The sequence below is a fragment of the Burkholderia catarinensis genome (assembly GCF_001883705.2).
GTDB lineage: Bacteria > Pseudomonadota > Gammaproteobacteria > Burkholderiales > Burkholderiaceae > Burkholderia > Burkholderia catarinensis.
Window position 1 is genome coordinate 81447 of record NZ_MDEQ02000004.1, and the last position, 24136, is coordinate 105582.

Sequence of the window (24136 nt, forward strand, 5' to 3'; positions counted from 1 at the left end):
CTTGAAACTTCCGTACGAATGGCAGATCGGCTGGCGCTACACGCGCGCCGGCAAACGCACGACCGGCAACGGCTTCATTTCCTTCATCGCCCTCGTGTCGATGCTCGGGATCGCGCTCGGCGTCGCGGCGCTGATCGTCGTGCTGTCGGTGATGAACGGCTTCCAGAAGGAAGTGCGCGACCGCATGCTGTCGGTGCTCGCGCACGTCGAGGTATTCTCGCCGACGGGCTCGATGCCCGACTGGCAATTGACCGCGCAGGAAGCGCGCCGCAATCCGTCGGTGACCGGCGCGGCGCCGTACGTCGACGCGCAGGCGCTGCTCACGCGCCAGGACGCGGTGAGCGGCGTGATGCTGCGCGGCGTCGAGCCGACGCTCGAGCCGCAGGTGTCCGACATCGGCAAGGACATGAAGGCCGGCCAGCTCGGCGCGCTCGTGCCGGGCCAGTTCGGCATCGTGCTCGGCGACGCGCTTGCCGGCAACCTCGGCGTGACGGTCGGCGACAAGGTCACGCTCGTTGCGCCCGAAGGCTCGATCACGCCGGCCGGCATGATGCCGCGCCTGAAACAGTTCACGGTCGTCGGCGTGTTCGAGTCGGGGCATTACGAATACGACAGCACGCTCGCGATGATCAACATCCGCGACGCCGAGGCGCTGTTCCGGATGGCCGCGCCGACCGGCGTGAGGTTGCGGCTGACGGACATGCAGAAGGCGCCGCAGGTCGCGGTCGAGCTGTCGCATACGCTGTCGGGCAGCCTGTACATTCGCGACTGGACCCAGCAGAACAAGACGTGGTTCTCGGCCGTGCAGATCGAGAAGCGGATGATGTTCATCATCCTCACGCTGATCATCGCGGTGGCCGCGTTCAACCTGGTGTCGTCGCTCGTGATGACGGTGACCAACAAGCAGGCCGACATCGCGATCCTGCGCACGCTCGGCGCGCAGCCGGGGTCGATCATGAAGATCTTCGTCGTGCAGGGCGTGACGATCGGCTTCGTCGGCACGGCGTCGGGCGTCGCGCTCGGCTGCCTGATCGCGTGGAGCATCCCGTGGCTGATCCCGATGATCGAGCATCTGTTCGGCGTGCAGTTCCTGCCGCCGTCCGTGTACTTCATCAGCGAGCTGCCGTCCGAGCTCGTCGCAAGCGACGTGATCCGGATCGGGCTGATCGCGTTCGTGCTGTCGGCGGTCGCGACGCTCTATCCGAGCTGGCGCGGCGCGAAGGTGAAGCCGGCGGAGGCGCTCCGCTATGAATGACCGCGCGACCGCATTGGCGGATTCACGACAACACAACAGACAGGATTCGGCAGGTATGCAGGAATACGTGCTTCAGGCGCGCGGGGTCACGAAGGCGTTCGTGCAGGGCGGCTTCAACGTGCAGGTGCTCAACAATACCGAGCTGACGGTGCGGCGCGGCGAGAAGCTCGCGGTCGTCGGCGCGTCGGGTTCCGGCAAGAGCACGCTGCTGCACGTGCTGGGCGGGCTCGACGAGCCGAGCGCGGGCGAGGTGTCGCTGCTCGGCAAGCCATTTACGCAACTCGCCGAGCGCGAGCGCAACGAGTTGCGCAACCGCGCGCTCGGTTTCGTCTACCAGTTCCATCACCTGCTGCCCGAATTCACCGCGCTCGACAACGTCGCGATGCCGCTGCGCATCCGCCGGATGACGACCGAGGACGCGCGCGCGCAGGCGCAGACGATGCTCGAACGGGTCGGTCTCGGCCCGCGCGCGAAGCATCGGCCGGGCGAGCTGTCGGGCGGCGAGCGGCAGCGCGTCGCGATTGCCCGCGCGCTGGTCACGAAGCCCGCGTGCGTGCTTGCCGACGAGCCGACCGGCAACCTCGACGGCACGACGGCCGATACGGTGTTCAACCTGATGCTCGAGCTGTCCGAGACGCTCGAAACGAGCTTCGTGATCGTCACGCACGATCCCGATCTCGCCGCGCGCTGCGATCGCATCATGCGGCTGCGCGACGGCGTGCTGTACGAGGAGCCGGCATTGCCGGTGTGAACGCATGCCCTTCGCGAGGCGCCGGGTTCGTCCCGGTGCGGCGCGAAGGGCGCAGGAATGCCGCCATGTGGATTGATACGCACTGCCATCTCGATGCCGCCGAGTTCGATGCCGACCGCGACGCGGTCGCGCAAGCGGCGCGCGCGGCCGGCGTGTCGCGCATCGTGATCCCGAGCATCGGGCGCGACAACTTCACGACGGTGCGCGAACTCGCGCAGCGCACGCCGGGCGCGGTCTATGCGCTCGGCATCCATCCGATGTATACGCCGCAGGCGCGCGACGAGGATCTCGACCGCCTGCGCATGGAGATCGAGGCGAGCCTCGACGATCCTCGCTTCGTGGCGATCGGCGAGATCGGCCTCGACTATTTCGTGCCGGGGCTCGACGAGGGCAGGCAGCAGTTCTTCTACCAGGGGCAGCTCAAGCTGGCGCGCGAATTCGACCTGCCCGTGTTGTGCCACGTGCGCAAGTCGCAGGACCGCGTACTTGCCGGACTGCGCCGCTTCGGCGTGCGGCGCGGCATCGCGCATGCATTCAACGGCAGTTTCCAGCAGGCCGATGCGTATCTCGCGCAGGGGCTGCGTCTCGGCTTCGGCGGCAACGTCACCTTCGCGCGCGCGCTGCAGATCCGCCGGCTCGCGACGCAATTGCCGCTCGACGCGATCGTCGTCGAGACGGACGCGCCCGACATCGCGCCCGAATGGGCGTACCAATCCCGCAACACGCCCGACCAGGTGCCGCGCATCGGCGACGTGCTCGCCGAACTGCGCGGGCTCGACGCCGGCGCGCTGTCCCTATGCACTTCGGCTAACGCGCTCGCCGCGCTGCCGCGACTCGCACTTTCGTCCGCATAATCGTTGCCGGAAGGCGCCGCATTCGTGATGGCGGCGCCGGGTCGACGAGGAGGCGGGATGCGCGTGTGGTGGATCGCGTTCGCGCTCGGCGTCGTCGTGCTGCAGCGGCAGGCGGCGTTGCCGGGGGCGATTGCATGGACGGCCGGTGCAGCCGTGCTCGCGGGCTGCGCGGCGCTGGGCGCGTGGGGCATGCGTCGCCGGCGCACGCGCACGACCGTCGTGCTCGGATGGGTACTGTGCGCGCTCGCGGCCTGCGTGGCGGGGTTCGGCTATGCGGCCGCGCGGGCCGAATGGCGGCTGAGCGACAGTCTGCCCGCCGAGTGGGAAGGGCGCGACATCGTCGTCACCGGCGTGATCCGGGGGCTGCCCGTCGTCGACGAGACCGGCGCGCGGCTGCTGTTCGCGGTCGAGTCGAACGATGCGGGGCTGGCCCGTTTTCCGCCGTTGATCCGGCTGTCGTGGCGCGCGTACGGCGCAGCCGCGACGCGCGAAGCGCTTCCCGATCTGCATGCCGCACAGCGCTGGCATTTCGTCGTGCGCCTGAAGCGCCCGCATGCCGAGGCCAATCCCGGCGTGCGCGACAGCGAGGCGGCGTGGCTCGCCGCGGGCATTCGCGCGATCGGCTATGTCAGCGCACCCCGGCGGGCGGTATTGCTCGATGCGCGCGCAGCGGGCTGGCGTGCGTCGATCGATCGGCTGCGCGACGCGCTGCGGGCGCGCATCGGCGAGACGCTCGGTGGCGACGCCGGCCATCGCGGGATCGTTGCCGCGCTGGCGATCGGCGACCAGTCGGGCATCGGCGACGACGACTGGCGCGTGCTGCGCAACACGGGCACGAGTCACCTGGTGGCGATTTCCGGCCTGCATGTCGGGCTTGTCGGGGCGATCGCGGGCGGGCTCGTGTCGATGGTCTGGCGCCGACTGCGCTGGCGCGCCCGGGCCGCGACGCTCGTGTTGCCGGCACCGTATGCGGCAGCGCTTGCCGCGCTGGCGGCAGCGGCCGGCTATGCGGCGCTCGCCGGCTTCAACGTGCCGGCACAGCGCGCGTGGTGGATGATCGCGGCCGGCGGCATCGCGTATCTGGCCGGACGCAGCGTACCGACGTCCGCGGTGCTGTGCGCGGCGCTCGGCGGCGTGCTGCTTGCCGATCCGTGGGCCGTGCTGTCGGCCGGATTCTGGCTGTCGTTCGGGGCGGTCGCCGTGATCCTGCTGGCCGTCGCCGGCTGGCGCGCGGCGCGTGAGGTCGACGCGGAGGGCGGCGAGGGTGGCGAGGGTGGCGGTACGGCCGCCCTGTCGAGCCGGTTGCGCGCGTGGGGCACGCGCGCCGGACGCCGCATCGCCGAGGCCACGCGCGTCCAGTACGCGGTGACGATCGGTCTCGCACCGCTGACGGCCGCATGGTTCGCGCAGATTTCCCTGTCGGGCCCGTTCGGCAATGCGTTCGCGATTCCGTGGGTCAGCTCGGTCGTGACGCCGGTCGTGCTGGCCGGCATCGCGCTGCCCGCGCCGCTCGATGCGTATGCGTTCCGGCTCGCACACGCGGCGCTCGAGCCGATGATGACCTTGCTCGGATATCTCGCCGACTGGCCGGCCGGCGTGTTCTGGCTGCGCATGCCCGACTGGCCGGTGCTGGCGCTGGCATGCGTGGGCGTCGCATGGGCGCTGATGCCGCGCGGCTGGCCGTTGCGCTGGGCGGCGCCGCTCACGTGGCTGCCGCTCGTCGCGCCGGCGTCCGATGCGCCGCCGGCGGGCGGCTTCCGGCTGACCGTGCTCGACGTCGGGCAGGGCGCGTCGGTGCTGGTGGAGACCGCGCGGCGGACCTTGCTGTTCGATGCGGGGCCGGGCGCGGAGTCGACCCACGCCGGTACGCGGATTGTCGCCCCGGCGTTGCGTGCGCGAGGGATCGCGGCGATCGATTCGCTCGTGCTCAGTCACGCGGACGCCGATCACGCGGGCGGCGCACCGGCCGTCTATGCGGCTGCCGACGTGCACCAGCTGCTGGCCGGTATTCCGCCGCAGAGCCGGCTGTGGCGCGACGCGGCGGCCGCCGGCGTCGCCGACCGGCTGCCGTGCGCGGCCGGGCAGCGCTGGACCTGGGACGGCGTCGTCTTCACGATGCTGTGGCCGCAGGGCGGCCCGGGCACGGGCGCGTCGAACGGGCAGTCGTGCGTGCTGCGCGTCGACGCGGGCGGCACGTCCGCGCTGCTGACGGGCGACGTCGAGGCGCGCAGCGAGCGCCAGCTCGTGGCCGCTGCTCGCGACGCGCTGGCCGCGCAGATCCTGGTCGTTCCGCACCACGGCAGCCGCACGTCGTCGATCGAGCCTTTCCTCGATTCGGTCGGGCCGCGCGTCGCGGTATTTCCTGTAGGCTATCGCAATCGTTTCGGGCATCCGCACCGGACGGTCCTCGCACGCTACGAGGCGCGCGGGATTCCGCTGCCGCGTACCGATCGCGACGGCGCCGTCCGGTTCGACGTCGCGCCGGCCGACGGCGGGTTTGCCTTCGCGCGTCATCGCGACGAACGGCGCCGGTACTGGATGGACCGGTGAGCGCGGCGAGGGCCGGGGTATCAGGAAAGAAAGCCCGAAGCCGGGGCCCGGTAGAACGCGAAGCATGGGACGGGGGTAAGTGCTGAAGCGCTAACTCCGGTCGACCGCGAAGCATGGGACGGGAGTAAGTGCTAAAGCACTAACTCCCGCCGACAAAGGAGACATCGGCGTTTGAAGGACATCCTCCATTTCTCGCATGCGAACGGCTTTCCGGCGTCGACGTACCGGACGATTTTCGCCGAACTGGCCGACGACTACGAGCTGCGCTACATCGAACGGATCGGCCACGACCGCCGCTACCCGGTGACGCGCGACTGGCCGCATCTCGTCGAGCAACTGCTCGACGACATCGGCAGCCGCTACGAGCGTCCCGTCTGGCTCGTCGGCCATTCGCTCGGCGGCTACCTGTCGCTGATGGCTGCGTTGAAGAAGCCGCAATGGGTGCGCGGCGTCGTGATGATCGATTCACCGATCATCGCGGGCTGGCGTGCCGGCGCGTTGCGCGCGAGCCAGTGGGCAGGGCTCGACGAGCGGCTGTCGCCGGCCGCCGCGACGCGCAACCGGCGCACCCGCTGGTTGAGCCGCGACGAAGTCTGGCGGCACTTCCGCGAGAAGCCCGCGTTCGCGCGCTGGGACGAACGGATGCTGGCCGACTACATCGACTACGGCATCCCGCAGGCCGGTGCCGACGGCGAGCGCGCGCTCGCGTTCGACCGGCAGGTCGAATACCTGATCTACCGGACGCTGCCGCACACGCTCGGCCCGCGGCTCGCGCACGGCGCGCCGGTGCCGCTCGGCTTTCTCGCCGGCACGCGTTCGCGCGAGGTGCGGCAGGTCGGGCTCGACGCGACGCGCCGCGCGGCGCGCGGCCGAGTCGAATGGCTCGAGGGCAGTCACCTGTTCCCGATGGAGCGGCCGCTCGAGACCGCCCGCGCATTGCAGCGGATGCTGAATTCGCTGAAGGCGGGGGAGGGCGATGTTCCGCAGGGCAGTGCCCCGCTGGCGAAGCGCGCCTGACCCTTGCCGGGCGGCCGGACCGTGCCCTGGCGCGGGCAGTCGCGCCGACCGGCCGGCCGGTTCGATCCGGCGCGCGCGGCTCGCGCGAAAGGGCGCGATCATCACGCCAACTGCTGAGAGAAAGGCGGGCTTTACGGTATAATCCGCTTTTCCCGCGAGCATCCAGCGATGACCAAATATGTTTTCGTCACCGGCGGCGTAGTTTCTTCCCTTGGCAAGGGCATTGCCGCCGCTTCCCTCGCCGCGATCCTTGAATCGCGCGGTCTGAAAGTCACCCTCCTCAAACTCGATCCCTACATCAACGTCGACCCCGGCACGATGAGCCCGTTCCAGCACGGCGAAGTGTTCGTGACGGAAGACGGAGCGGAGACGGACCTCGACCTCGGCCACTATGAGCGCTTCATCAGCACGAAGATGCGTAAGGCCAACAACTTCACGACCGGCCAGATCTACGAATCGGTGATCCGCAAGGAACGCCGCGGCGACTATCTCGGCAAGACCGTGCAGGTCATCCCGCACATCACGAACGAAATCCAGGCGTTCATCGAGCGCGGGGCCGCGTCGGCCACCTGCGGCGAGCCGGATGTCGCGATCGTCGAGATCGGCGGCACGGTCGGCGACATCGAGTCGCTGCCGTTCCTCGAGGCCGTGCGTCAGATGAGCCTGCGCCTCGGCCGCAACAGCGCGTGCTTCGTGCACCTGACGCTGGTGCCGTACGTCGCGACGGCCGGCGAGCTGAAGACGAAGCCGACCCAGCACAGCGTGCAGAAGCTGCGCGAGATCGGCATCCTGCCGCACGTGCTGCTGTGCCGTGCGGACCGCCGCATCCCCGACGACGAATCGAAGAAGATCTCGATGTTCTCGAACGTGCCGGAAGACGCCGTGATCTCGGTGTGGGACGCCGACAGCATCTACAAGATTCCGCAGATGCTGCACGATCAGGGCCTCGACAAGATCATCTGCGACGAGCTGAAGCTGTCGCCGAAGGACGCCGACCTCACGATGTGGGCGGAGCTCGTCGAGAAGCTGGAGCACCCGAAGCACGAAGTGACGATCGGCATGGTCGGCAAGTACGTCGACCTGACCGAATCGTACAAGTCGCTGATCGAAGCGCTGCGCCATGCGTCGATCCACACGTCGACGAAGGTCAACATCGAGTACATCGATTCGGAAGAGGTCGAGGCGAACGGCGTCGACAGCCTGAAGCACCTCGATGCGGTGCTCGTTCCGGGCGGTTTCGGCCGTCGCGGCACGGAAGGCAAGATCGCGGCGATCCGCCATGCGCGCGACGCGCAAGTGCCGTACCTCGGCATCTGCCTCGGCATGCAGCTCGCGGTGATCGAGTTCGCGCGCGACGTCGTCGGCCTGAAGCAGGCGAACAGCACGGAATTCGATCAGGACACGCCGGAGCGCGTGGTCGCGCTGATCACCGAGTGGTACGACCGCGAAGGCAAGGTCGAGACGCGCACCGAGGAATCCGATCTCGGCGGCACGATGCGCCTCGGCTCGCAGCGCTGCCCGATCAAGCCGGGCACGCTGGCGGAAGAAATCTATGGCAAGGACGTGAACGAACGCCATCGCCACCGTTATGAAGTCAATAACCGCTTCGTGCCCCAGCTCGAAGCCGGCGGCCTTATCATCAGCGCCCGTACCCCGAGCGAGGATCTGCCGGAAATGATGGAGCTGCCGCGCTCGATGCACCCGTGGTTCGTCGGCGTCCAGTTCCACCCGGAATTCACGTCCACGCCGCGTGACGGTCATCCCCTCTTCAAGTCGTTCGTCGAAGCCGCGCTCGCCAACAAGCAAGCGCGCGGAGTGAAAGCATGAAGCTGTGCGATTTCGAGGTCGGTCTCGACAAGCCTTTCTTCCTGATCGCGGGTACCTGCGTCGTCGAATCGGAGCAAATGACGATCGACACGGCGGGCCGCCTGAAGGAGATCTGCGAAAAGCTGAACGTTCCGTTCATCTACAAGTCGTCCTACGACAAGGCGAACCGCAGCTCGGGCAAGTCGTTTCGCGGCCTCGGAATGGACGAGGGCCTGCGGATCCTGTCCGAGGTGAAGCGCCAGCTCGGCCTGCCGGTGCTGACCGACGTGCATTCGATCGACGAGATCGAGCAGGTCGCGTCGGTCGTCGACGTGCTGCAGACGCCCGCGTTCCTGTGCCGCCAGACCGATTTCATCCATGCGTGCGCGCGCTCGGGCAAGCCCGTCAACATCAAGAAGGGCCAGTTCCTCGCGCCGCACGACATGAAGAATGTGATCGACAAGGCGCGCGACGCGGCGCGCGAAGCGGGGCTGTCGGAAGACCGCTTCATGGCGTGCGAGCGCGGTGTCTCGTTCGGCTACAACAATCTGGTGTCGGACATGCGGTCGCTCGCGATCATGCGCGAGACGAACGCTCCCGTCGTGTTCGACGCGACCCACTCGGTGCAACTGCCGGGCGGGCAGGGCACGAGCTCGGGCGGCCAGCGCGAATTCGTGCCGGTACTCGCGCGTGCGGCGGTCGCGACGGGCGTCGCGGGCCTCTTCATGGAAACGCACCCGAATCCGGCCGAGGCGAAGTCGGACGGCCCGAACGCGGTGCCGCTGAACCGGATGGGTGCGCTGCTGGAGACCCTCGTCACGCTCGACGAGGCGGTGAAGCGCAATCCGTTCCTGGAAAACGATTTCAATTGAAGATCGAATGAACCTTGCGACGGCTTCGTGCGTCAGTAGCGAAAGCGGTTCCGCCACGCACGCCGTCGCAGTTTGAAGAATCCATCGTCATTCTCAGAGGAAACCCATGAGTGCAATCGTAGATATCATCGGCCGCGAGATTCTGGATTCGCGCGGCAACCCCACCGTCGAATGCGACGTGCTGCTCGAATCGGGCACGATGGGCCGCGCGGCGGTGCCGTCGGGCGCGTCCACGGGCTCGCGTGAAGCGATCGAACTGCGCGACGGCGAAGCCGGCCGCTACAACGGCAAGGGCGTGCTGAAGGCAGTCGAGCACATCAACACCGAAATCTCCGAAGCCATCATGGGCCTCGATGCGTCGGAGCAGGCGTTCCTCGACAAGACGCTGCTCGAGCTGGACGGCACCGACAACAAGTCGCGCCTCGGCGCGAACGCGATGCTGGCCGTGTCGATGGCCGTCGCGAAGGCTGCAGCCGAAGAGGCAGGCCTGCCGCTGTACCGCTACTTCGGCGGTTCGGGCGCGATGCAACTGCCGGTGCCGATGATGAACATCGTCAACGGCGGCGCGCACGCGAACAACAGCCTCGACATCCAGGAATTCATGATCGTCCCGGTCAGCCAGCCGACGTTCCGTGAAGCCCTGCGTTGCGGCGCGGAAGTGTTCCACGCACTGAAGAAGATCCTGAGCGACCGCGGCATGAGCACGGCAGTTGGTGACGAAGGCGGCTTCGCGCCGAACTTCGGCAGCAACGCCGAGTGCCTGTCGACGATCCTGCAGGCGATCGAGATGGCCGGCTACCGTGCGGGCGAAGACGTGCTGCTCGCGCTCGACTGCGCGGCATCCGAGTTCTACCACGACGGCAAGTACCAGCTCGCGGGCGAAGGCCTGCAACTGTCGTCGGCCGAATTCACCGACTACCTCGCGACGCTCGCCGACAAGTTCCCGATCGTGTCGATCGAGGACGGCATGCACGAAAGCGACTGGGCAGGCTGGAAGCTGCTGACCGACCGCCTCGGCAAGAAGGTGCAGCTCGTCGGCGACGACCTGTTCGTCACGAACACGCGCATCCTGAAGGAAGGCATCGAGAAGGGCATCGCGAACTCGATCCTCATCAAGATCAACCAGATTGGTACGCTGACCGAAACGTTCGCGGCGATCGAAATGGCGAAGCGCGCGGGCTATACGGCCGTGATCTCGCACCGCTCGGGCGAAACGGAAGACTCGACGATCGCGGACATCGCGGTCGGCCTGAACGCCGGTCAGATCAAGACGGGTTCGCTGTCGCGCAGCGACCGCATCTCGAAGTACAACCAGCTGTTGCGCATCGAGGAAGATCTCGGTGATATCGCGAGCTACCCGGGTAAATCGGCTTTCTATAACCTGCGCTAACGCGCTACTATCGGGTTCGTCATATCGACGCCGCTCTGTGCATGTGCGCGGAGCGGCGCTTCTTATATCTGCGTCTCTTACATGCGGCTTGTCACTGTCGTCCTGATTGCCTTGCTGGCGCTCATTCAGTACCCCCTATGGTGGGGACACGGCGGCTGGCTGCGGGTGCATGAATTGCGTCAGCAGCTTGACGACCAGCTCCAGAAGAATGCGGACGAGAAGCTGCGCAACGAGCGGACCGCCGGCGAAGTGCAGGATCTGCAGAGCGGCACCGCGGCCATCGAGGAGCGCGCGCGCTACGAGATGGGCATGGTGAAGGACGGCGAAGTATTCGTGCAGTTCGTGTCGCCGAACGCGCCGGCGAGCCCCCTGAACAACACGCCTTCGAGCACGTCGACGCGCGGTGCCGTGTCCGCGGCGCCGGTGCGTGTCGTGCCGAATCCGCAGTCGATTGCGAAGCCGTCGCGGCATCATGGCGGCGACAAGGGCAAGGCGGCGCACCACTGAGCGCGATAGCTCGAATCCATTAAAAAAGCGCGGGAAATGCCGCGCTTTTTTATTTCCTGCCAGTGTTCAATCGGTCGGGCGATGCACGCTCACCACCACCAGCCGGGGTAGCTGTAGCCGATGCCCGTGCCCCAGCGATTGCCCCATCCGCCGCCGTAATACCCGCCGTAGACGGTCACGGGCGGCGGCGAGTAATAAGCCCATGCGCGCGCGGCCGCCTCGGCCGCCATCGCACTGTTCTGTTCGCGCAGGACCTGCTGGTCGATTTCGTCGTAGCGCTTGCGTTCGGCGCTCGACAGCGCGGGCGGCTGCCCGCCCGACGCGCCCGGTTCGGGCAGGCGGCTCAGGATCGTGGAGGTCGGCGGCGGCATCGCGCAGCCGGCAAGCGCGAGCGTGCCGGCGGCAACGCTCGTCAGGACGATGGTGCGAAACGGGCGATTCATGAGTTTCTCCTGCAGCGCGCCGACGGCGGGAAGCGGCGTGCGCCGAAGGCCAGCCTCCGGCGCCGGAGCCGTGCGACGCTCGTGCGTCATTATGCGCCCGTGCCCGGACGGCGGGCATCGGGCGCGCCGCTCAGTGACGCTGGTCGGTTGCGGGCGAGACGCCGGTCTCGACGCCGGGGGCCGCGAACAACTGCGCGACGTCGACGGGATCGAATTCATAGCGCTGGTTGCAGAACTCGCAGTGAATCTCGACGTGACCGCGTTCGACGATCACGCTGTCGACTTCTTCATGTCCGAGCATGCGCAGCATCGCACCGACCTTCTCGCGCGAGCACGAGCACTGGAAGCGCGTGCCGGCCGGTTCGAAGTGCTGTACGTTCTCCTGCCAGAACAGCCGGCGGAACACGACTTCCGGTTCGACCTCGAGCAGTTCCTTCGCGGACAGCGTGCCGCCGAGCGCGCAGACGCGTTCCCACGTGTCGATATCGGTTTCGGCGTTGCGCGGCACGATGCCGCCGTCGCCAGGCAGCTTCTGCAGCAGCATGCCGACCGCACGGTCGCGATCGGCCGCGAGCCACAGCCGCGTGTCGAGCTGCTCCGAGTGATGCATGTAATGCTCGAGCACCTGCGACACCGATTCGAGCGGGCCGTCTACGCCGTTCAGCGGCACGATGCCCTGGTACGGCTGCTGGCCCGGCAGCTTGTCGGCCGGGTCGAGCGTGATCACGCAACGGCCGTGGCCGCTCGCGTTGACGAGCGACGCGAAGCTCGTGTCATCGCCGATCGTCTGCGCCGAGTCGCCGGCGAACTTCGCGGTGGCCCGCATCGACAGATCCGAACCGCACTGGACGACCAGCATCTGGACCGGCCCGTCGCCGAAGATCTGCATGATCAGGGTGCCGTGAAATTTCAGGTTCGCGGACAGCAGTGCGCACGCGGCCATCATCTCGCCGAGCACCGTGCGCACGGGGGCAGGGTAGTCGCGGCGGGCGAGCACTTCCTGCCACGTATTGCGCAGCGAAACGATCTCGCCGCGCACGGGCGCCGCATTGAACATGAATTTCTGTAACTGGTCGCTCACTCTTCTTCCTTGAAATCCGTGCGAATCACCCGATCCGCACGAGTTGCTCCTTGAAATGCGCACGCCGCTCGACGTACGTCTTCGCGTTCGCGCGCAGCCGCGCGATGTCTTCGGCCGACAGCTCGCGCACGACTTTCGCCGGAGCGCCGAGAATCAGCGAATTGTCCGGGAACGTCTTGCCTTCCGTCACGACCGCGCCGGCGCCAACCAGACAGTTGCGGCCGATAACCGCTCCATTCAAGACCACCGCCTGAATACCGATCAGCGAACCCTCGCCGATCGTGCATCCGTGCAGCATCGCCTGGTGCCCGATCGTCACGTTTTCGGCAATCGTCAGCGGAAAGCCGGGGTCCGTATGCAGTACCGCGCCTTCCTGGACGTTGCTGCCGGCGCCGACGGCAATCGTCTCGTTGTCGCCGCGAATCGTCGCGCCGAACCAGACGCTCGCGTTCTCCGCGAGCACGACCTTGCCGATGATGGCCGCCGTATCGGCGACGAATACGCTTTCGTGGATCGTCGGGGCCGTATCGCCCAGCTTGTAGATCGTCACGGAGTCTCCTTGTCTCTTCGGTGATGGGCGCCGGTAGAATGGCGCGTCTGGTTTGCCCGGCGCATCGCGCCGCGGAACAATCGCATATTGTAAACCGTCGCGTGCGTGCGCTCCCGCGACGCGTACGCAAGGTGTCCCCGTTTATGAGCATGGCGTCTTCTTCTTTCGGCAATGCGCCGGCTTGTGTGCGCAGCGTGGCGCTCGACGCGCTGCGCACCTCCGCACCCGCGGCCAAGGCCGCGCAGGTGCGCTCGTTGTACGACGCACTGCTGGCCGGGCAGGCCGCGATCGCGCCTTCGCTCGAGCTGCGCGAACCGGCCGATCTGCCCGGACGTCCGGAGCGCCCGCCGCTCGTCGAGCCGCGCCAGCTCGAGCGGCGCAGCATGCGTTCGCCCGAAGGGCGCGCCGTGCTGCTGCACGCGCTCGCCCATATCGAGTTCAATGCGATCAATCTCGCGCTCGACGCGGTCTGGCGTTTCGCCGGCCTGCCGGACGTGTTCTATGCCGACTGGCTGAAGGTCGCGGCCGAGGAGGCCTATCACTTCACGCTGCTGTCCGACCGCCTTGCGGCTTTCGGGCATGCGTACGGCGATTTTCCCGCGCACAACGGGCTGTGGGAGATGTGCGAGCGGACCAAGGACGATGCGCTTGCGCGCATGGCGCTCGTGCCGCGCACGCTCGAGGCTCGCGGGCTCGATGCATCGCCGCCGATCCGCGCGCGGCTCGTGCAGGCAGGCGACGATGCGTCGGCCGCGATCCTCGACGTGATCCTGCGCGACGAAATCGGTCATGTCGCGATCGGCAACCGCTGGTTCCGGCATCTGTGCGACGAAGCCGGCCGCGATCCGGTACCGGCTTACCGCCAGCTCGCCGAGCAATACCATGCGCCGCGGCTGCGGGGGCCGTTCAATTTCGATGCGCGGCGCGACGCCGGATTCGAGCAGGCCGAACTCGACGAACTGGCCGAGCAGGACGGGGCGGACGGAAACGCGGCGCGTTAACCGGATCGCGGATCGCGTTCGGCTGCGTTTTGTCTGCCGCCAGCCAGCCAGCCGTGCGCTCGACCGACGGTGCTTCCCAGCGGGCCCTCGAACGCCCTGCCGCTAGAGTTGTGCCTCGATTGCCGGCCGCCGGAGCGGGGGCGTCGCCGCTATAATCGAACGGTCATTCTTTTTTCTGGCGGCTGCAATGAAAACGTCGAGTTCTGTTTCCGATTTCGTCATGGTGCGCGGCGTCCGGCTGCATGTCCGGCGCTGGGGCCGGCCCGATGCGCCGACGCTGTTCATGCTGCACGGCTGGATGGACGTCGCGGCGTCGTTCCAGTTCGTCGTCGACGCGCTCGCGGGCGACTGGCAGGTGATCGCGCCCGATGCGCGCGGCTTCGGGCTGTCCGACTGGCCGGTCGCGCGGCAGGGCGGCGGCCACTACTGGTTCCACGAATACCTGGGCGATCTCGATGCGCTCGTCGACCACTATGCGCCGACCGGCGAAGTCAACCTGGTCGGGCACAGCATGGGCGCGAACGTCGTGTGCCTGTATGCCGGCGCACGGCCGGAGCGCGTACGGCGCGTGGTCGATCTCGAGGGTTTCGGGCTCGCGCCCGCGCGGGCCGAGCAGGCGCCGCGCCGGCTGCGCGGCTGGCTGGACGAGTTGCGCGAGCCGCCCGCGCTGCGCCCCTACGCGTCTCTCGACGAAGTGGCGGCGCGCCTGACCAGGACCAATCCGCGGCTCGACCCGCGCCGCGCCGCGTTCCTCGCCGCGCACTGGTCGAAGCGCGGCGACGACGGCCTCCATCACCTGCTGGCCGACCCTGCGCACAAGATGCCGGGCCCGCTGCTGTACCGGCTCGACGAAGTGATGGCGACCTGGGCGCAGGTGCGCGCGAAGGTGCTGCACGTCGAGGCCGTCAATTCGCCGACGCTTGCCCACCTCGCCGGCGACATCCCGCTGCCGGAATTCAAGGCGCGTTTCAACGCGTTCCCCGACTGGCGCGAGAAGCTCGTCGAGGATGCCGGCCACATGGTCCATCACGACCAGCCCGAGCAGATTGCGGCGCTGATCGAGGCGTTCTGCGCATAAGCGTGCGGCAGCGGCGGCGGGGCAGGCGGACGGCGCATTGCCGCGTTGCAGTAGAATGAAGCCTTACCTGCCATGCTGACAATGAACGCTGATCTCCACTGCCATTCGAATGTTTCCGACGGTTTGCTGTCGCCTGCCGACGTCGCGCGCCGCGCCCATGCGGGCGGCGTGACCCTGTGGGCGCTGACCGACCACGACGAAATCGGCGGCCAGGCGGCGGCGCGCAGCGAGGCGGAAGCGCTCGGCATGCGCTACCTGAGCGGCGTCGAGATTTCGGTCACGTGGGCGTCGCGCACCGTGCACATCGTCGGCCTGAACATCGATCCCGCGAACCCGGTGCTCGCCGACGGCCTGTACCGCACGCGCCACGGCCGCGCGGCGCGCGCGCTGGCGATCGGCGCGCAGCTCGCCACGCTCGGCATCCCCGACGCGTACGAAGGCGCGCTGAAATACGTGTCGAATCCCGACCTGATCTCGCGCACGCACTTCGCGCGTTTTCTCGTCGAGAACGGCCACGCCGAATCGACGTCCGACGTGTTCGATCGCCTGCTCGGCGACGGCAAGCCCGGGTTCGTCCCGCATCGCTGGGCGGCGCTGTCCGACGCGGTCGCGTGGATTCGCGCGGCGGGCGGCGAAGCCGTGGTCGCGCATCCGGGCCGTTACCGTTATACGCCCGTCGAATTCGACGCATTCTTCGGCGAATTCATCGATCTGGGCGGCCGCGCGATCGAGGTCGTCACGGGCAGCCACACGCCCGACCAGTACCGCGAATACGCGGACGTTGCGCGCCGCTTCGGCTTCGAAGTGTCGCGCGGCTCGGATTTCCATGCGCCGGGCGAGGGCCGTGTCGAGCTTGGCGGCCTGCCGCCGTTGCCGTCCGACCTGACACCGGTCTGGGAGCGCTGGCTCTGACACCTGGCGGCTGCCCGCCGCCCGCGTTGCCGCCGCGCGCGCATCCGATTCCTCCCCCTTTACGTGCCCCATGTCCCAGTTCTTCAGGATTCATCCGGATAATCCGCAGCCGCGCCTGATCAAGCAGGCCGCGGAGATCGTCAGCAAGGGCGGCGTGATCGCGATGCCGACCGATTCGAGCTACGCGCTCGCGTGCCATCTCGACGACAAGGATGCGGTCGAGCGCGTGCGCCGGATTCGCGGCCTCGACGAGAAACAGCACCTGTCGCTGCTCGTGCGCGACCTGTCGGAGCTCGCCAATTTCGCGATGGTCGACAACCGCCAGTACCGGCAGATCAAGTCGGTGACGCCGGGCCCGTACGTATTCATCCTGCAGGCGACGAAGGAAGTGCCGCGCCGGCTGTCGCACCCGTCGCGCAAGACGATCGGGCTGCGTGTGCCCGATCACGCGATCACGCTCGCGCTGCTGGAATCGCTCGGCCAGCCGTTGCTCGGCACGACGCTGATCCTGCCGCCGGACGACGAGCCGCTCAACGATCCCGACGACATTCGCGCACGGCTCGAGAAACAGGTCGATCTCGTGATCGACGGCGGCGCATGCCCGCGCGAGCCGTCGACGGTGATCGACCTGACCGGCGACGAGCCGGAGCTGGTGCGCGCGGGGCGCGGCGCGCTCGAGCCGTTCGGACTCTCGGCCGCGTAAGCGCGCCGTTCCATTTTTTGCGCGAGTGCGCTTGTTACAATAACGCGATATGGATGCTTCCCTGATACAGACCATCGCCGTCTACGCGCTGCCCGTGATCTTCGCGATCACGTTGCACGAGGCCGCGCACGGCTACGCCGCCCGCCTGCTCGGCGACAACACCGCCTACGTGATGGGGCGCGTGTCGTTCAATCCGATGCGCCACATCGATCCTCTCGGCACGATCGCGATCCCGCTCGCGATGTATTTCCTGACGGGCGGCGCGTTCCTGTTCGGCTATGCGAAGCCGGTGCCGGTTTCGTTCGGCAACCTGCGCAATCCGCGCTGGGGCAGCCTGTGGGTATCGCTCGCGGGCCCGGCCTGCAATTTCGTGCAGGCGCTGATCTGGGGCCTGCTGACCCTCGTGCTGCCTGCTGTCGGCATCGACGAGCCGTTCTTCACGCGGATGGCGTTTGCCGGGGTCAGCGCGAACCTCGTGCTCGGCGTGCTGAACCTGTTTCCGCTGCCGCCGCTCGACGGCGGCCGCATCCTGGCGGCATTGCTGCCGCCGAAGCAATCGATCGCGCTGTCGCGCATCGAGCCGTACGGTTTCATCATCGTCCTCGCGCTGGTCGCGACGGGCGTGCTGACGAACTTCTGGTTGCGCCCGCTCGTCAATGTCGGCTACGCCGTCCTGAGCGCCATCCTGTCTCCATTTGCCTCGCTTCTCTAACGACAATCATGTTCCCAGAACGTATTTTCTCCGGCATGCGACCTACCGGGTCGCTGCACCTCGGTCATTACCACGGCGTGCTGAAAAACTGGGTGAAGCTGCAGTCCGAGTACCCGTGCTTCTTCTGCGTCGTCGACTGGCATGCGCTGACGACGCACTACGAGACTCCCGAGGTCATCGAGAAGAACGTGTGGGACGTGCTGATCGACTGGCTCGCGTCCGGCATCGATCCGGCGCAGGCGACGCTGTTCATCCAGAGCAAGGTGCCCGAACATGCCGAGCTTGCGCTGCTGCTCGGCATGAGCACGCCGCTCGGCTGGCTCGAACGTGTGCCGACCTACAAGGAGCAGATGGAGAAGCTGAAGGACAAGGACCTGTCGACCTACGGCTTCCTCGGCTATCCGGTGCTGATGGCGGCCGACATCCTGCTGTATCGCGGCTCGCTCGTGCCGGTCGGCGAGGATCAGGTGCCGCACGTCGAGATGACGCGCGAGATCGCACGCCGCTTCAACTATTTGTACGGCCGCGAGCCCGGTTTCGAGGAGAAGGCGCTCGACGCGGCGAAGAAGCTCGGCGGCAAGCGCGCGAAGCTCTATCACGAACTGCGCAACGCGTATCAGCAGGAAGGCGACGACGAGGCGCTCGAACAGGCGCGCGCGATGCTGCAGGAATCGCAGAGCCTGTCGATGAGCGACCGCGAGCGCCTGTTCGGCTACCTCGAAGGCGCACGCAAGATCATCCTCGTCGAGCCGCAGGCGCTCCTGACCGAAGCGTCCCGGATGCCGGGCCTCGATGGGCAGAAGATGTCCAAGTCGTACGGCAACACGATCGGCCTGCGTGAAGACGCCGAGACGATCACGAAGAAAGTCCGCACGATGCCGACCGACCCCGCGCGCGTGCGCCGTACCGATCCGGGCGATCCCGACAAGTGCCCGGTGTGGCAGCTGCACCAGGTCTATACGGACGAAGCGACGCACGAATGGGTGCAGAAGGGCTGCCGCTCGGCGGGCATCGGCTGCCTCGACTGCAAGCAGCCGGTCATCGAAGGCATCCTGCGCGAGCAGCAGCCGATGCTCGAGCGTGCGCAGAAGTACATGGACGATCCGTCGCTGTTGCGCGCGATCGTCGCGGACGGTTGCGACAAGGCGCGCAAGTACGCGACGGAAACAATGCGCGACGTGCGCGACGCGATGGGCCTGTCGTACAACTGATCCGACTGAATGAGCGAATCCGTCATCGCCGCCGCGGGCGGCCACGTCGCACCGGCCGAGCCGTCGCGCTGGGTCGCGCAATGGTCGCGGCTCGTTCCGGCCGGCGGCGCGGTGCTTGACGTTGCCGCGGGCGGTGGCCGCCATGCGCGCTGGTTCGCGTCGCACGGGCATCCGGTCGTTGCGCTCGATCGCGATCCGGCCGCGCTGGCCGCATTGCGCGCGATTCCGGGCGTCGACGCCCGCGATGCCGATCTCGAAGGCGCGCCGTGGCCGCTGCCGGCTGGCGAGCGGTTTGCGGCCGTGATCGTCACCCATTATCTGCATCGTCCGCTCTGGCCCCATCTGCTCGATGCGGTGGCGCCGGGCGGCATGCTGATCTACGAAACCTTCGCGCAAGGAAACGAAACGGTCGGCAAACCGTCCAACCCAGCGTTCCTGCTCGCCCCGGGCGAGCTGCTGAGTGCCGTGCACGGCCGCCTGCGGGTGGTCGCGTACGAGGACGGTTTCGTCGCCGCGCCGCGCGAGGCGTTCGTCCAGCGTCTCTGCGCGGTGCGCGAGGACGCGACCCCGAAGGCGGGGGCGGGAATTCCACGTTACGAACTGCCCGGCTAATCCGCTACAATCTCAACGTTTACCGGTACACAATCAATCGCGTTTCATGGCTAACGGCACCCAAGACGGCATTCAAATCCGCGGCAGCATCCCCGCGATCGTCACCCCGATGCTCGAAGACGGCAGTCTCGACCTGCCGGCGTTTCGCAAACTGATCGACTGGCACATCGCGGAAGGCACCGATGCGCTCGTCGTGGTCGGTACGAGCGGCGAGTCGGCAACGCTCAACGTCGAAGAGCACATCCTGATGATCCGCACGGCGGTCGAGCATGCGGCGAAACGCATCCCGATCATCGCGGGCGCGGGCGGCAACTCGACCGCCGAGGCGATCGAACTGACGAAGCACGCGAAGGCTGTCGGCGCGGACGCGACGCTGCAGGTCGTGCCGTACTACAACAAGCCGACGCAGGAAGGCATGTACCGTCACTTCCGGGCGATCGCCGAAGCGGTCGACCTGCCGGTGATCCTGTACAACGTGCCGGGCCGCACGGTCGCGGACATGGCGAACGAGACGACGCTGCGCCTCGCGCAGGTGCCGGGCATCATCGGCGTGAAGGAAGCGACCGGCAACATCGATCGCGCCGCGCACCTGATCAAGGCGGCGCCGAAGCATTTCGCGATCTACAGCGGCGACGATCCGACCGCGATCGCGCTGATGCTGCTCGGCGGCCATGGCAACATCTCGGTCACGGCGAACGTCGCACCGCGCGCGATGAGCGAGCTGTGCCGTGCGGCGCTGGCCGGCGACGTGCAGACCGCCCGTGAACTGCACATGAAGCTGCTGTCGCTGCACAAGAACCTGTTCATCGAGGCGAACCCGATCCCGGTGAAGTGGGCGCTGCAGGCGATGGGCAAGATGCAGGGCGGCATCCGGCTGCCGCTCACGGCGCTCGACGAGCGCTGCCACGATGCCGTGCGTTCGGCCCTCGTCGAGGCCGGCGTTCTCGCCTGATGCCTAGGCGGCCGCGTCCTGCGGCCGCCGGCTCGACCCCTGACCAACCCGCACCGGCCGGCTCCGTCCGGCGCCGCTCCTGACGAGCGTTCTAGCAAGACGAAGGATTTCATGAAACGTTTCGCCTTTTCCTCTCGCGCCATCCAGATGTCGGTGGTGGCGCTGGCGCTGGGCGCGCTCGCTGGCTGCGATACGCTGAACGACTATCTGGCCCCCGACCGGGTCAACTACAAGAACACCGGTTCGGCGCCGCCGCTCGCGGTGCCGAGCGACCTGAAGCCGGTGCCGACGACCCAGCAGTTCATCGCGCCGCCGACCAACGCAGGGCTCGGCACGCTGCCGCCGCGGGTCACGACGCAGGCCGGCAACGCGACCGACGGCATCCCGAGCGCGCAGGATCCGCTCGGCATGCACATCGAGCGCGACGGCGATCGCCGCTGGCTCGTGGTCGATGGCCGGACGCCCGAGCAACTGTGGCCGATCCTGAAGGAGTTCTGGCAGGAGAACGGCTTCTCGCTGAAGACCGATGCGCCGTCGACGGGCATCATGGCCACCGACTGGGCCGAAAACCGCGCGAACATTCCGGACGACTGGTTCCGCCGCACGATCGGCAAGGTCATCGATTTCGCGTACTCGTCCGGCACGCGCGACCGCTTCCGTACGCTCGTGAACCGCACGTCGGACGGCAACACCGACATCTCGATCACGCACAGCGCGATGGAGGAAATGATGGTCGGCCCGCAGGGCGGCACGTCGTCGCGCTGGGAAGAGCGTCCGCGCAACCCGGTGCTCGAGGCCGTGTTCCTGTCGAAGCTGATGCAGAAGTTCGGCCTGACCGACGCGCAGGCGAAGCAACTGCTGACCGACGCGCACTCCGCGACGGCCCCGACGCAGGTCAGCGATACGAACGGCGGCGCGGCGACGCTGCAACTGGCCGAGTCGTTCGACCGCGCGTGGCTGCGTGTGGGCCTGGCGCTCGACCGTACCAACTTCACGGTCGACAATCGCGACCGCGAGAAGGGCGTGTACACCGTGCGCTATGCGAATTCGATGGAAGAGCTCAAGCGTGACGGCCTGTTCGGCAAGCTGTTCTACGGCGGTCCTTCGGCCGCGAAGCCGGGCAGGGAATTCCTGGTCAACGTGCGCGCGCAAGGCAGCGGCGGCACGCAGGTCGCGGTGGTCGGCGCAAACGGCCAGGTCGACAACTCGTCGGACGCGCAGCGGATCATTTCGCTGCTCCACGCGCAGCTGAACTGAGCGCGTGCGATTCGCCAGCCTCGGAAGCGGCAGCGAAGGCAACGCGCTGGTCGTCGAGGCCTCGAGCGGCACGACGACCACCCGCGTGCTGCTCGACTGCGGCTTTTCTGCCAAGGAGGTCGAGCGCCGGCTCGGCCGACTGAATCTCGGCATCGGTGATCTCGATGCGATCCTCATTACCCATGAACACAGCGACCACGTCGGCAGTGCGCTGACGCTCGCCCGCCGTGCGTCGCTGCCGCTCTACATGAGCTGGGGCACCGCGCGCGCGGTAGGCGCGGACGAAGCCGATGTCGATCTCCACGTGCTGTGGGGCGACGAGACGGCCGCGATACGCGATCTGGCCGTGATGCCCTATACAGTTCCTCACGATGCGCGGGAACCGCTTCAGTTCGTCTTTATGGACGGCAGCCGCCGGCTTGGCGTGCTGACGGACGTCGGGATGGCCACGCCGCACATCACGGCCGTCCTGAGCGGCTGTGACGCGCTGGTGCTCGAATCCAACCATGACACCGCGATGCTGGCCGCGAGCCGCTATCCGCAGTCGCTGAAGGCCCGGATCGGCGGCAATCATGGCCACCTGAGCAACGACGCGGCGGCCGACATCCTCGCGTCGCTTGAGCGCAGCCGCCTCCGGCACCTGGTCGCGGCGCACCTGAGCCAGCAGAACAACCTGCCGGAACTGGCCCGCCAGGCGTTCGGCGGTGTGCTGGGGACGAGCGGGGAGGACGTGATCGTGGCCACGCAGGACGCGGGCTTCGACTGGCTGATGCTCGGATGAACGGGGCAGGGCCGTTGCTGCGGCGGCGGCCCGGTGCGACTGCCGGGCGATGTGCGCAGAAACGACAGACGTAAAAAAACCGGCCCTCAGGCCGGTTTTTTTTCAGCTGACGCTGAGGCTTACTGGCTTGCGCCCGAAGCCGGAGCAGCCGTCGCTGCCGAAGCAGCCGACGCCACTGCAGCAGCAGCATCGCTCGCAGCAGCCGTTGCCGACGAAGCAGCAGCCGAAGCGTCGCTCGCAGCGCCAGCAACTGCCGAAGCAGCCGTCGAAGCAGCAGCAGCTGCGTCGCTTGCAGCCGACGAAGCAGCTTGATCAGCGCTCTTGTTGCAAGCAGCCAGTGCAACAGCAGCCAACAGGGAAGCTACGAGGAGGGATTTCTTCATGATCACGTCCTTTTATGGTTAAAGGTAAGCAACAGCGCGAAACAATACCGGTAATGTGCTCCAACACCGACCTGGGCCGCTGGTGGAGATGCACTTCTAGAGCGTGAATCTTCCCTACGGCTTGGGCGGAAATTATATGCACTTTCCTATCGACCGTCGACAAATGCGGGGTCAATACGTTGTCTTTCCCATACAGAATTTGATCCGTACGGGCATACGGGGTGAGTCACAACTAGTTCCGGTTTCCGACCCGTATCCAGCCCGCACGATACCACTCGTGCAATAAGGCTGTCATTGAGGGAACCCGGGATAGTGTTACAAACCGTTTCGCCTCCATCTGACGTTGATTGGCCAGCTCGGGCAGCCATTCGCCGGCTTGCTCGAGCGGTTCTTCCTCGCCATTAACGAAGTACGAGCGCGCGTTATACATCAATGCGGCCTTTCTGTCGAGACGCACACCGTGGCGTGATGCTTGCTTGACGAATGCGGCCTCGGATAGCGGGCGCGCGGGCGGGTCGAATACGACGCTCGGCTTGGGCTCGCTCAGGTAGCAGCCGAGGAATTCGGCGACGTCGCGCTTGCGCCAGCGGATGGCATCGACGATCTCGGCGACGCGCTCGACCATCGCCGGAGGCAGTTGCGCGGGCGTGTCGACGGCCGGCTGCTTCGGATCGCGGTAGAGATCATCGCCGCACCCGCCGCGCAGGCCGCCGCGCTCCGCGAGATAGTACAGGAACTGGGCGCCCAGCTCGCCGGCGGACGGGGCCCGGAAGCCGATCGAGCAGGTCATGCACTCGCCTTCGGCGACGCCGTCGTGCGCGATGTGCGGCGGCAGGTACAGCATGTCGCCGGGTTCCAGCACCCATTCGTCGCTCGGCTCGAAGTTTTCGAGGATCTTCAGCGGCACGTCGGGCTGCAGCGACAGGTCCTTCTGCGCACCGACGCGCCAGCGGCGCCGGCCTTCGACCTGCAGCAGGAATACGTCATACGAGTCGAAATGCGGGCCGACGCCGCCGCCGTCCGTCGCATACGAGATCATCAGGTCGTCCAGGCGCGCGTCGGGGATGAAGCGGAAGCGGTCGAGCAACGCGCGTGCCGCATCGACGTGCAGGTCGAGCCCCTGCACGAGCAGGGTCCACGCCTTACGCGAGACGGCGGGCAGCGAGCCGGGTTCGAACGGGCCCTGCGCGAGTTGCCACTTGTTACGAAAATGGGTGATCAGTCGCGATTCCGCGTCATAGTCCGCTGCCAGTTCGAACAGCGCGTCGCGCGAGACCGGCGACGCGATGCCGGGGATCGCCTGGCGGATCAGGAGCGGCTTCTTTTGCCAGTAGCCGCGCATGAATTGCGCCGGCGTGAGACCGCCGAGCAGCGGTGTGGGAAGATCGGAAGGTGGCGCGCCGAGCGAGGCGGCAGCGGCATCCCGCGGTTCGGCTTGAGACCGGTTGCGCATCGTAT

25 protein-coding genes are annotated in these 24136 nt (G+C 67.3%); 20 read left to right on the forward strand and 5 right to left on the reverse strand.

Annotation, left to right across the window (positions count from 1 at the left end):
- Position 1: 1 nt before the first annotated feature.
- From BFF94_RS07565 to ftsB, 9 genes are all read left to right on the forward strand, one after another.
- Positions 2-1255 (forward strand): lipoprotein-releasing ABC transporter permease subunit, encoded by a 1254-nt coding sequence (locus tag BFF94_RS07565; RefSeq protein WP_128846305.1) that lies wholly within the window; start codon positions 2-4, stop codon positions 1253-1255.
- Positions 1248-2006, forward strand: a complete 759-nt coding sequence (gene lolD, locus BFF94_RS07570; protein ID WP_372454156.1) for a lipoprotein-releasing ABC transporter ATP-binding protein LolD — start codon at positions 1248-1250, stop codon at positions 2004-2006. Before BFF94_RS07565 ends, lolD begins: the two co-directional genes overlap by 8 nt.
- Before the next feature lie 65 nt (positions 2007-2071).
- Positions 2072-2860 (forward strand): TatD family hydrolase, encoded by a 789-nt coding sequence (locus BFF94_RS07575; protein WP_128846300.1) that lies wholly within the window; start codon positions 2072-2074, stop codon positions 2858-2860.
- A gap of 57 nt (positions 2861-2917) precedes the next feature.
- Positions 2918-5410: a DNA internalization-related competence protein ComEC/Rec2 gene (locus BFF94_RS07580; RefSeq protein ID WP_219139179.1), complete on the forward strand. Its 2493-nt coding sequence runs from the start codon at positions 2918-2920 to the stop codon at positions 5408-5410.
- Between the two features lie 171 nt (positions 5411-5581).
- Positions 5582-6427, forward strand: coding sequence for an alpha/beta fold hydrolase (locus tag BFF94_RS07585; protein ID WP_128845293.1), 846 nt, complete (start codon positions 5582-5584; stop codon positions 6425-6427).
- A gap of 168 nt (positions 6428-6595) precedes the next feature.
- Positions 6596-8254: a CTP synthase gene (gene pyrG / locus BFF94_RS07590; protein ID WP_128845291.1), complete on the forward strand. Its 1659-nt coding sequence runs from the start codon at positions 6596-6598 to the stop codon at positions 8252-8254.
- The gene (gene kdsA, locus BFF94_RS07595) at positions 8251-9105 is read left to right on the forward strand and encodes a 3-deoxy-8-phosphooctulonate synthase (protein WP_128845289.1); all 855 of its coding nucleotides are present in this window, start codon (positions 8251-8253) and stop codon (positions 9103-9105) included. The genes pyrG and kdsA overlap by 4 nt, the downstream gene beginning before the upstream one ends.
- Before the next feature lie 106 nt (positions 9106-9211).
- Positions 9212-10495: a phosphopyruvate hydratase gene (gene eno, locus BFF94_RS07600; protein WP_128845287.1), complete on the forward strand. Its 1284-nt coding sequence runs from the start codon at positions 9212-9214 to the stop codon at positions 10493-10495.
- Between the two features lie 81 nt (positions 10496-10576).
- Positions 10577-11002: a cell division protein FtsB gene (ftsB, locus tag BFF94_RS07605; RefSeq protein ID WP_128845284.1), complete on the forward strand. Its 426-nt coding sequence runs from the start codon at positions 10577-10579 to the stop codon at positions 11000-11002.
- Positions 11003-11091: 89 nt separating this feature from the next.
- Here the strand turns inward: ftsB and BFF94_RS07610 are convergent, their stop codons facing one another.
- The 3 genes from BFF94_RS07610 to BFF94_RS07620 all read right to left on the reverse strand — a co-directional run bounded on the left by BFF94_RS07610 (position 11092) and on the right by BFF94_RS07620 (position 13076).
- Positions 11092-11445, reverse strand: a complete 354-nt coding sequence (locus tag BFF94_RS07610; protein ID WP_128845282.1) for a hypothetical protein — start codon at positions 11443-11445, stop codon at positions 11092-11094.
- Between the two features lie 130 nt (positions 11446-11575).
- Complete coding sequence (gene hslO, locus BFF94_RS07615) at positions 11576-12526, reverse strand: Hsp33 family molecular chaperone HslO (RefSeq protein ID WP_128845280.1); 951 nt, start codon at positions 12524-12526, stop codon at positions 11576-11578.
- A gap of 25 nt (positions 12527-12551) precedes the next feature.
- Positions 12552-13076 (reverse strand): gamma carbonic anhydrase family protein, encoded by a 525-nt coding sequence (locus BFF94_RS07620; protein WP_128845278.1) that lies wholly within the window; start codon positions 13074-13076, stop codon positions 12552-12554.
- Between the two features lie 149 nt (positions 13077-13225).
- Here BFF94_RS07620 and BFF94_RS07625 point away from each other — a divergent pair, with 149 nt between their 5' ends.
- From BFF94_RS07625 to BFF94_RS07675, 11 genes are all read left to right on the forward strand, one after another.
- Entirely contained in the window at positions 13226-14077 is an 852-nt protein-coding gene (locus BFF94_RS07625) for a ferritin-like domain-containing protein (protein WP_128845276.1), read from the forward strand.
- Between the two features lie 187 nt (positions 14078-14264).
- A complete protein-coding gene (locus tag BFF94_RS07630) occupies positions 14265-15155 on the forward strand; it encodes an alpha/beta fold hydrolase (protein WP_219139180.1) in 891 nt (296 codons plus the stop codon).
- An 81-nt stretch (positions 15156-15236) separates the two neighbouring features.
- Positions 15237-16067: a 3',5'-nucleoside bisphosphate phosphatase gene (locus tag BFF94_RS07635; protein ID WP_219139181.1), complete on the forward strand. Its 831-nt coding sequence runs from the start codon at positions 15237-15239 to the stop codon at positions 16065-16067.
- 70 nt (positions 16068-16137) lie between these two features.
- Positions 16138-16770, forward strand: a complete 633-nt coding sequence (locus BFF94_RS07640) for an L-threonylcarbamoyladenylate synthase (RefSeq protein WP_128845272.1) — start codon at positions 16138-16140, stop codon at positions 16768-16770.
- Between the two features lie 49 nt (positions 16771-16819).
- Positions 16820-17482, forward strand: a complete 663-nt coding sequence (locus tag BFF94_RS07645; protein WP_128845270.1) for a site-2 protease family protein — start codon at positions 16820-16822, stop codon at positions 17480-17482.
- Positions 17483-17490: 8 nt separating this feature from the next.
- Positions 17491-18693 (forward strand): tryptophan--tRNA ligase, encoded by a 1203-nt coding sequence (locus BFF94_RS07650; protein ID WP_047898472.1) that lies wholly within the window; start codon positions 17491-17493, stop codon positions 18691-18693.
- A 9-nt stretch (positions 18694-18702) separates the two neighbouring features.
- The gene (locus tag BFF94_RS07655) at positions 18703-19305 is read left to right on the forward strand and encodes a class I SAM-dependent methyltransferase (protein WP_219139182.1); all 603 of its coding nucleotides are present in this window, start codon (positions 18703-18705) and stop codon (positions 19303-19305) included.
- A 46-nt stretch (positions 19306-19351) separates the two neighbouring features.
- The gene (gene dapA, locus BFF94_RS07660) at positions 19352-20257 is read left to right on the forward strand and encodes a 4-hydroxy-tetrahydrodipicolinate synthase (protein WP_128845268.1); all 906 of its coding nucleotides are present in this window, start codon (positions 19352-19354) and stop codon (positions 20255-20257) included.
- A gap of 111 nt (positions 20258-20368) precedes the next feature.
- Positions 20369-21514 (forward strand): NlpB/DapX family lipoprotein, encoded by a 1146-nt coding sequence (gene bamC, locus BFF94_RS07665; RefSeq protein WP_128845266.1) that lies wholly within the window; start codon positions 20369-20371, stop codon positions 21512-21514.
- 4 nt (positions 21515-21518) lie between these two features.
- Positions 21519-22295: an MBL fold metallo-hydrolase gene (locus BFF94_RS07670; RefSeq protein WP_128845264.1), complete on the forward strand. Its 777-nt coding sequence runs from the start codon at positions 21519-21521 to the stop codon at positions 22293-22295.
- 49 nt (positions 22296-22344) lie between these two features.
- A complete protein-coding gene (locus tag BFF94_RS07675) occupies positions 22345-22680 on the forward strand; it encodes a hypothetical protein (protein WP_162285559.1) in 336 nt (111 codons plus the stop codon).
- On the opposite strand, the gene BFF94_RS38295 is transcribed toward BFF94_RS07675, so the two are convergent.
- Entirely contained in the window at positions 22608-22853 is a 246-nt protein-coding gene (locus tag BFF94_RS38295; protein ID WP_075122947.1) for a hypothetical protein, read from the reverse strand. The genes BFF94_RS07675 and BFF94_RS38295 overlap by 73 nt on opposite strands.
- 57 nt (positions 22854-22910) lie before the next feature.
- The gene (locus tag BFF94_RS07680; RefSeq protein WP_128845262.1) at positions 22911-24131 is read right to left on the reverse strand and encodes a cupin domain-containing protein; all 1221 of its coding nucleotides are present in this window, start codon (positions 24129-24131) and stop codon (positions 22911-22913) included.
- Positions 24132-24136 lie beyond the last annotated feature (5 nt).

What these genes read in the sequence shown, in the direction of transcription:
- lolD (WP_372454156.1), top strand. Translation starts at nt 1,248, where the DNA reads ATGAATGACCGCGCGACCGCATTGGCGGATTCACGACAACACAACAGA.
- BFF94_RS07575 (WP_128846300.1), top strand. Translation starts at nt 2,072, where the DNA reads ATGTGGATTGATACGCACTGCCATCTCGATGCCGCCGAGTTCGATGCC.
- BFF94_RS07580 (WP_219139179.1), top strand. Translation starts at nt 2,918, where the DNA reads ATGCGCGTGTGGTGGATCGCGTTCGCGCTCGGCGTCGTCGTGCTGCAG.
- pyrG (WP_128845291.1), top strand. Translation starts at nt 6,596, where the DNA reads ATGACCAAATATGTTTTCGTCACCGGCGGCGTAGTTTCTTCCCTTGGC.
- kdsA (WP_128845289.1), top strand. Translation starts at nt 8,251, where the DNA reads ATGAAGCTGTGCGATTTCGAGGTCGGTCTCGACAAGCCTTTCTTCCTG.
- eno (WP_128845287.1), top strand. Translation starts at nt 9,212, where the DNA reads ATGAGTGCAATCGTAGATATCATCGGCCGCGAGATTCTGGATTCGCGC.
- ftsB (WP_128845284.1), top strand. Translation starts at nt 10,577, where the DNA reads ATGCGGCTTGTCACTGTCGTCCTGATTGCCTTGCTGGCGCTCATTCAG.
- BFF94_RS07610 (WP_128845282.1), bottom strand. Translation starts at nt 11,445, where the DNA reads ATGAATCGCCCGTTTCGCACCATCGTCCTGACGAGCGTTGCCGCCGGC.
- BFF94_RS07625 (WP_128845276.1), top strand. Translation starts at nt 13,226, where the DNA reads ATGGCGTCTTCTTCTTTCGGCAATGCGCCGGCTTGTGTGCGCAGCGTG.
- BFF94_RS07630 (WP_219139180.1), top strand. Translation starts at nt 14,265, where the DNA reads ATGAAAACGTCGAGTTCTGTTTCCGATTTCGTCATGGTGCGCGGCGTC.
- BFF94_RS07635 (WP_219139181.1), top strand. Translation starts at nt 15,237, where the DNA reads ATGAACGCTGATCTCCACTGCCATTCGAATGTTTCCGACGGTTTGCTG.
- BFF94_RS07640 (WP_128845272.1), top strand. Translation starts at nt 16,138, where the DNA reads ATGTCCCAGTTCTTCAGGATTCATCCGGATAATCCGCAGCCGCGCCTG.
- BFF94_RS07645 (WP_128845270.1), top strand. Translation starts at nt 16,820, where the DNA reads ATGGATGCTTCCCTGATACAGACCATCGCCGTCTACGCGCTGCCCGTG.
- BFF94_RS07650 (WP_047898472.1), top strand. Translation starts at nt 17,491, where the DNA reads ATGTTCCCAGAACGTATTTTCTCCGGCATGCGACCTACCGGGTCGCTG.
- BFF94_RS07655 (WP_219139182.1), top strand. Translation starts at nt 18,703, where the DNA reads ATGAGCGAATCCGTCATCGCCGCCGCGGGCGGCCACGTCGCACCGGCC.
- dapA (WP_128845268.1), top strand. Translation starts at nt 19,352, where the DNA reads ATGGCTAACGGCACCCAAGACGGCATTCAAATCCGCGGCAGCATCCCC.
- bamC (WP_128845266.1), top strand. Translation starts at nt 20,369, where the DNA reads ATGAAACGTTTCGCCTTTTCCTCTCGCGCCATCCAGATGTCGGTGGTG.
- BFF94_RS07675 (WP_162285559.1), top strand. Translation starts at nt 22,345, where the DNA reads ATGTGCGCAGAAACGACAGACGTAAAAAAACCGGCCCTCAGGCCGGTT.
- BFF94_RS07680 (WP_128845262.1), bottom strand. Translation starts at nt 24,131, where the DNA reads ATGCGCAACCGGTCTCAAGCCGAACCGCGGGATGCCGCTGCCGCCTCG.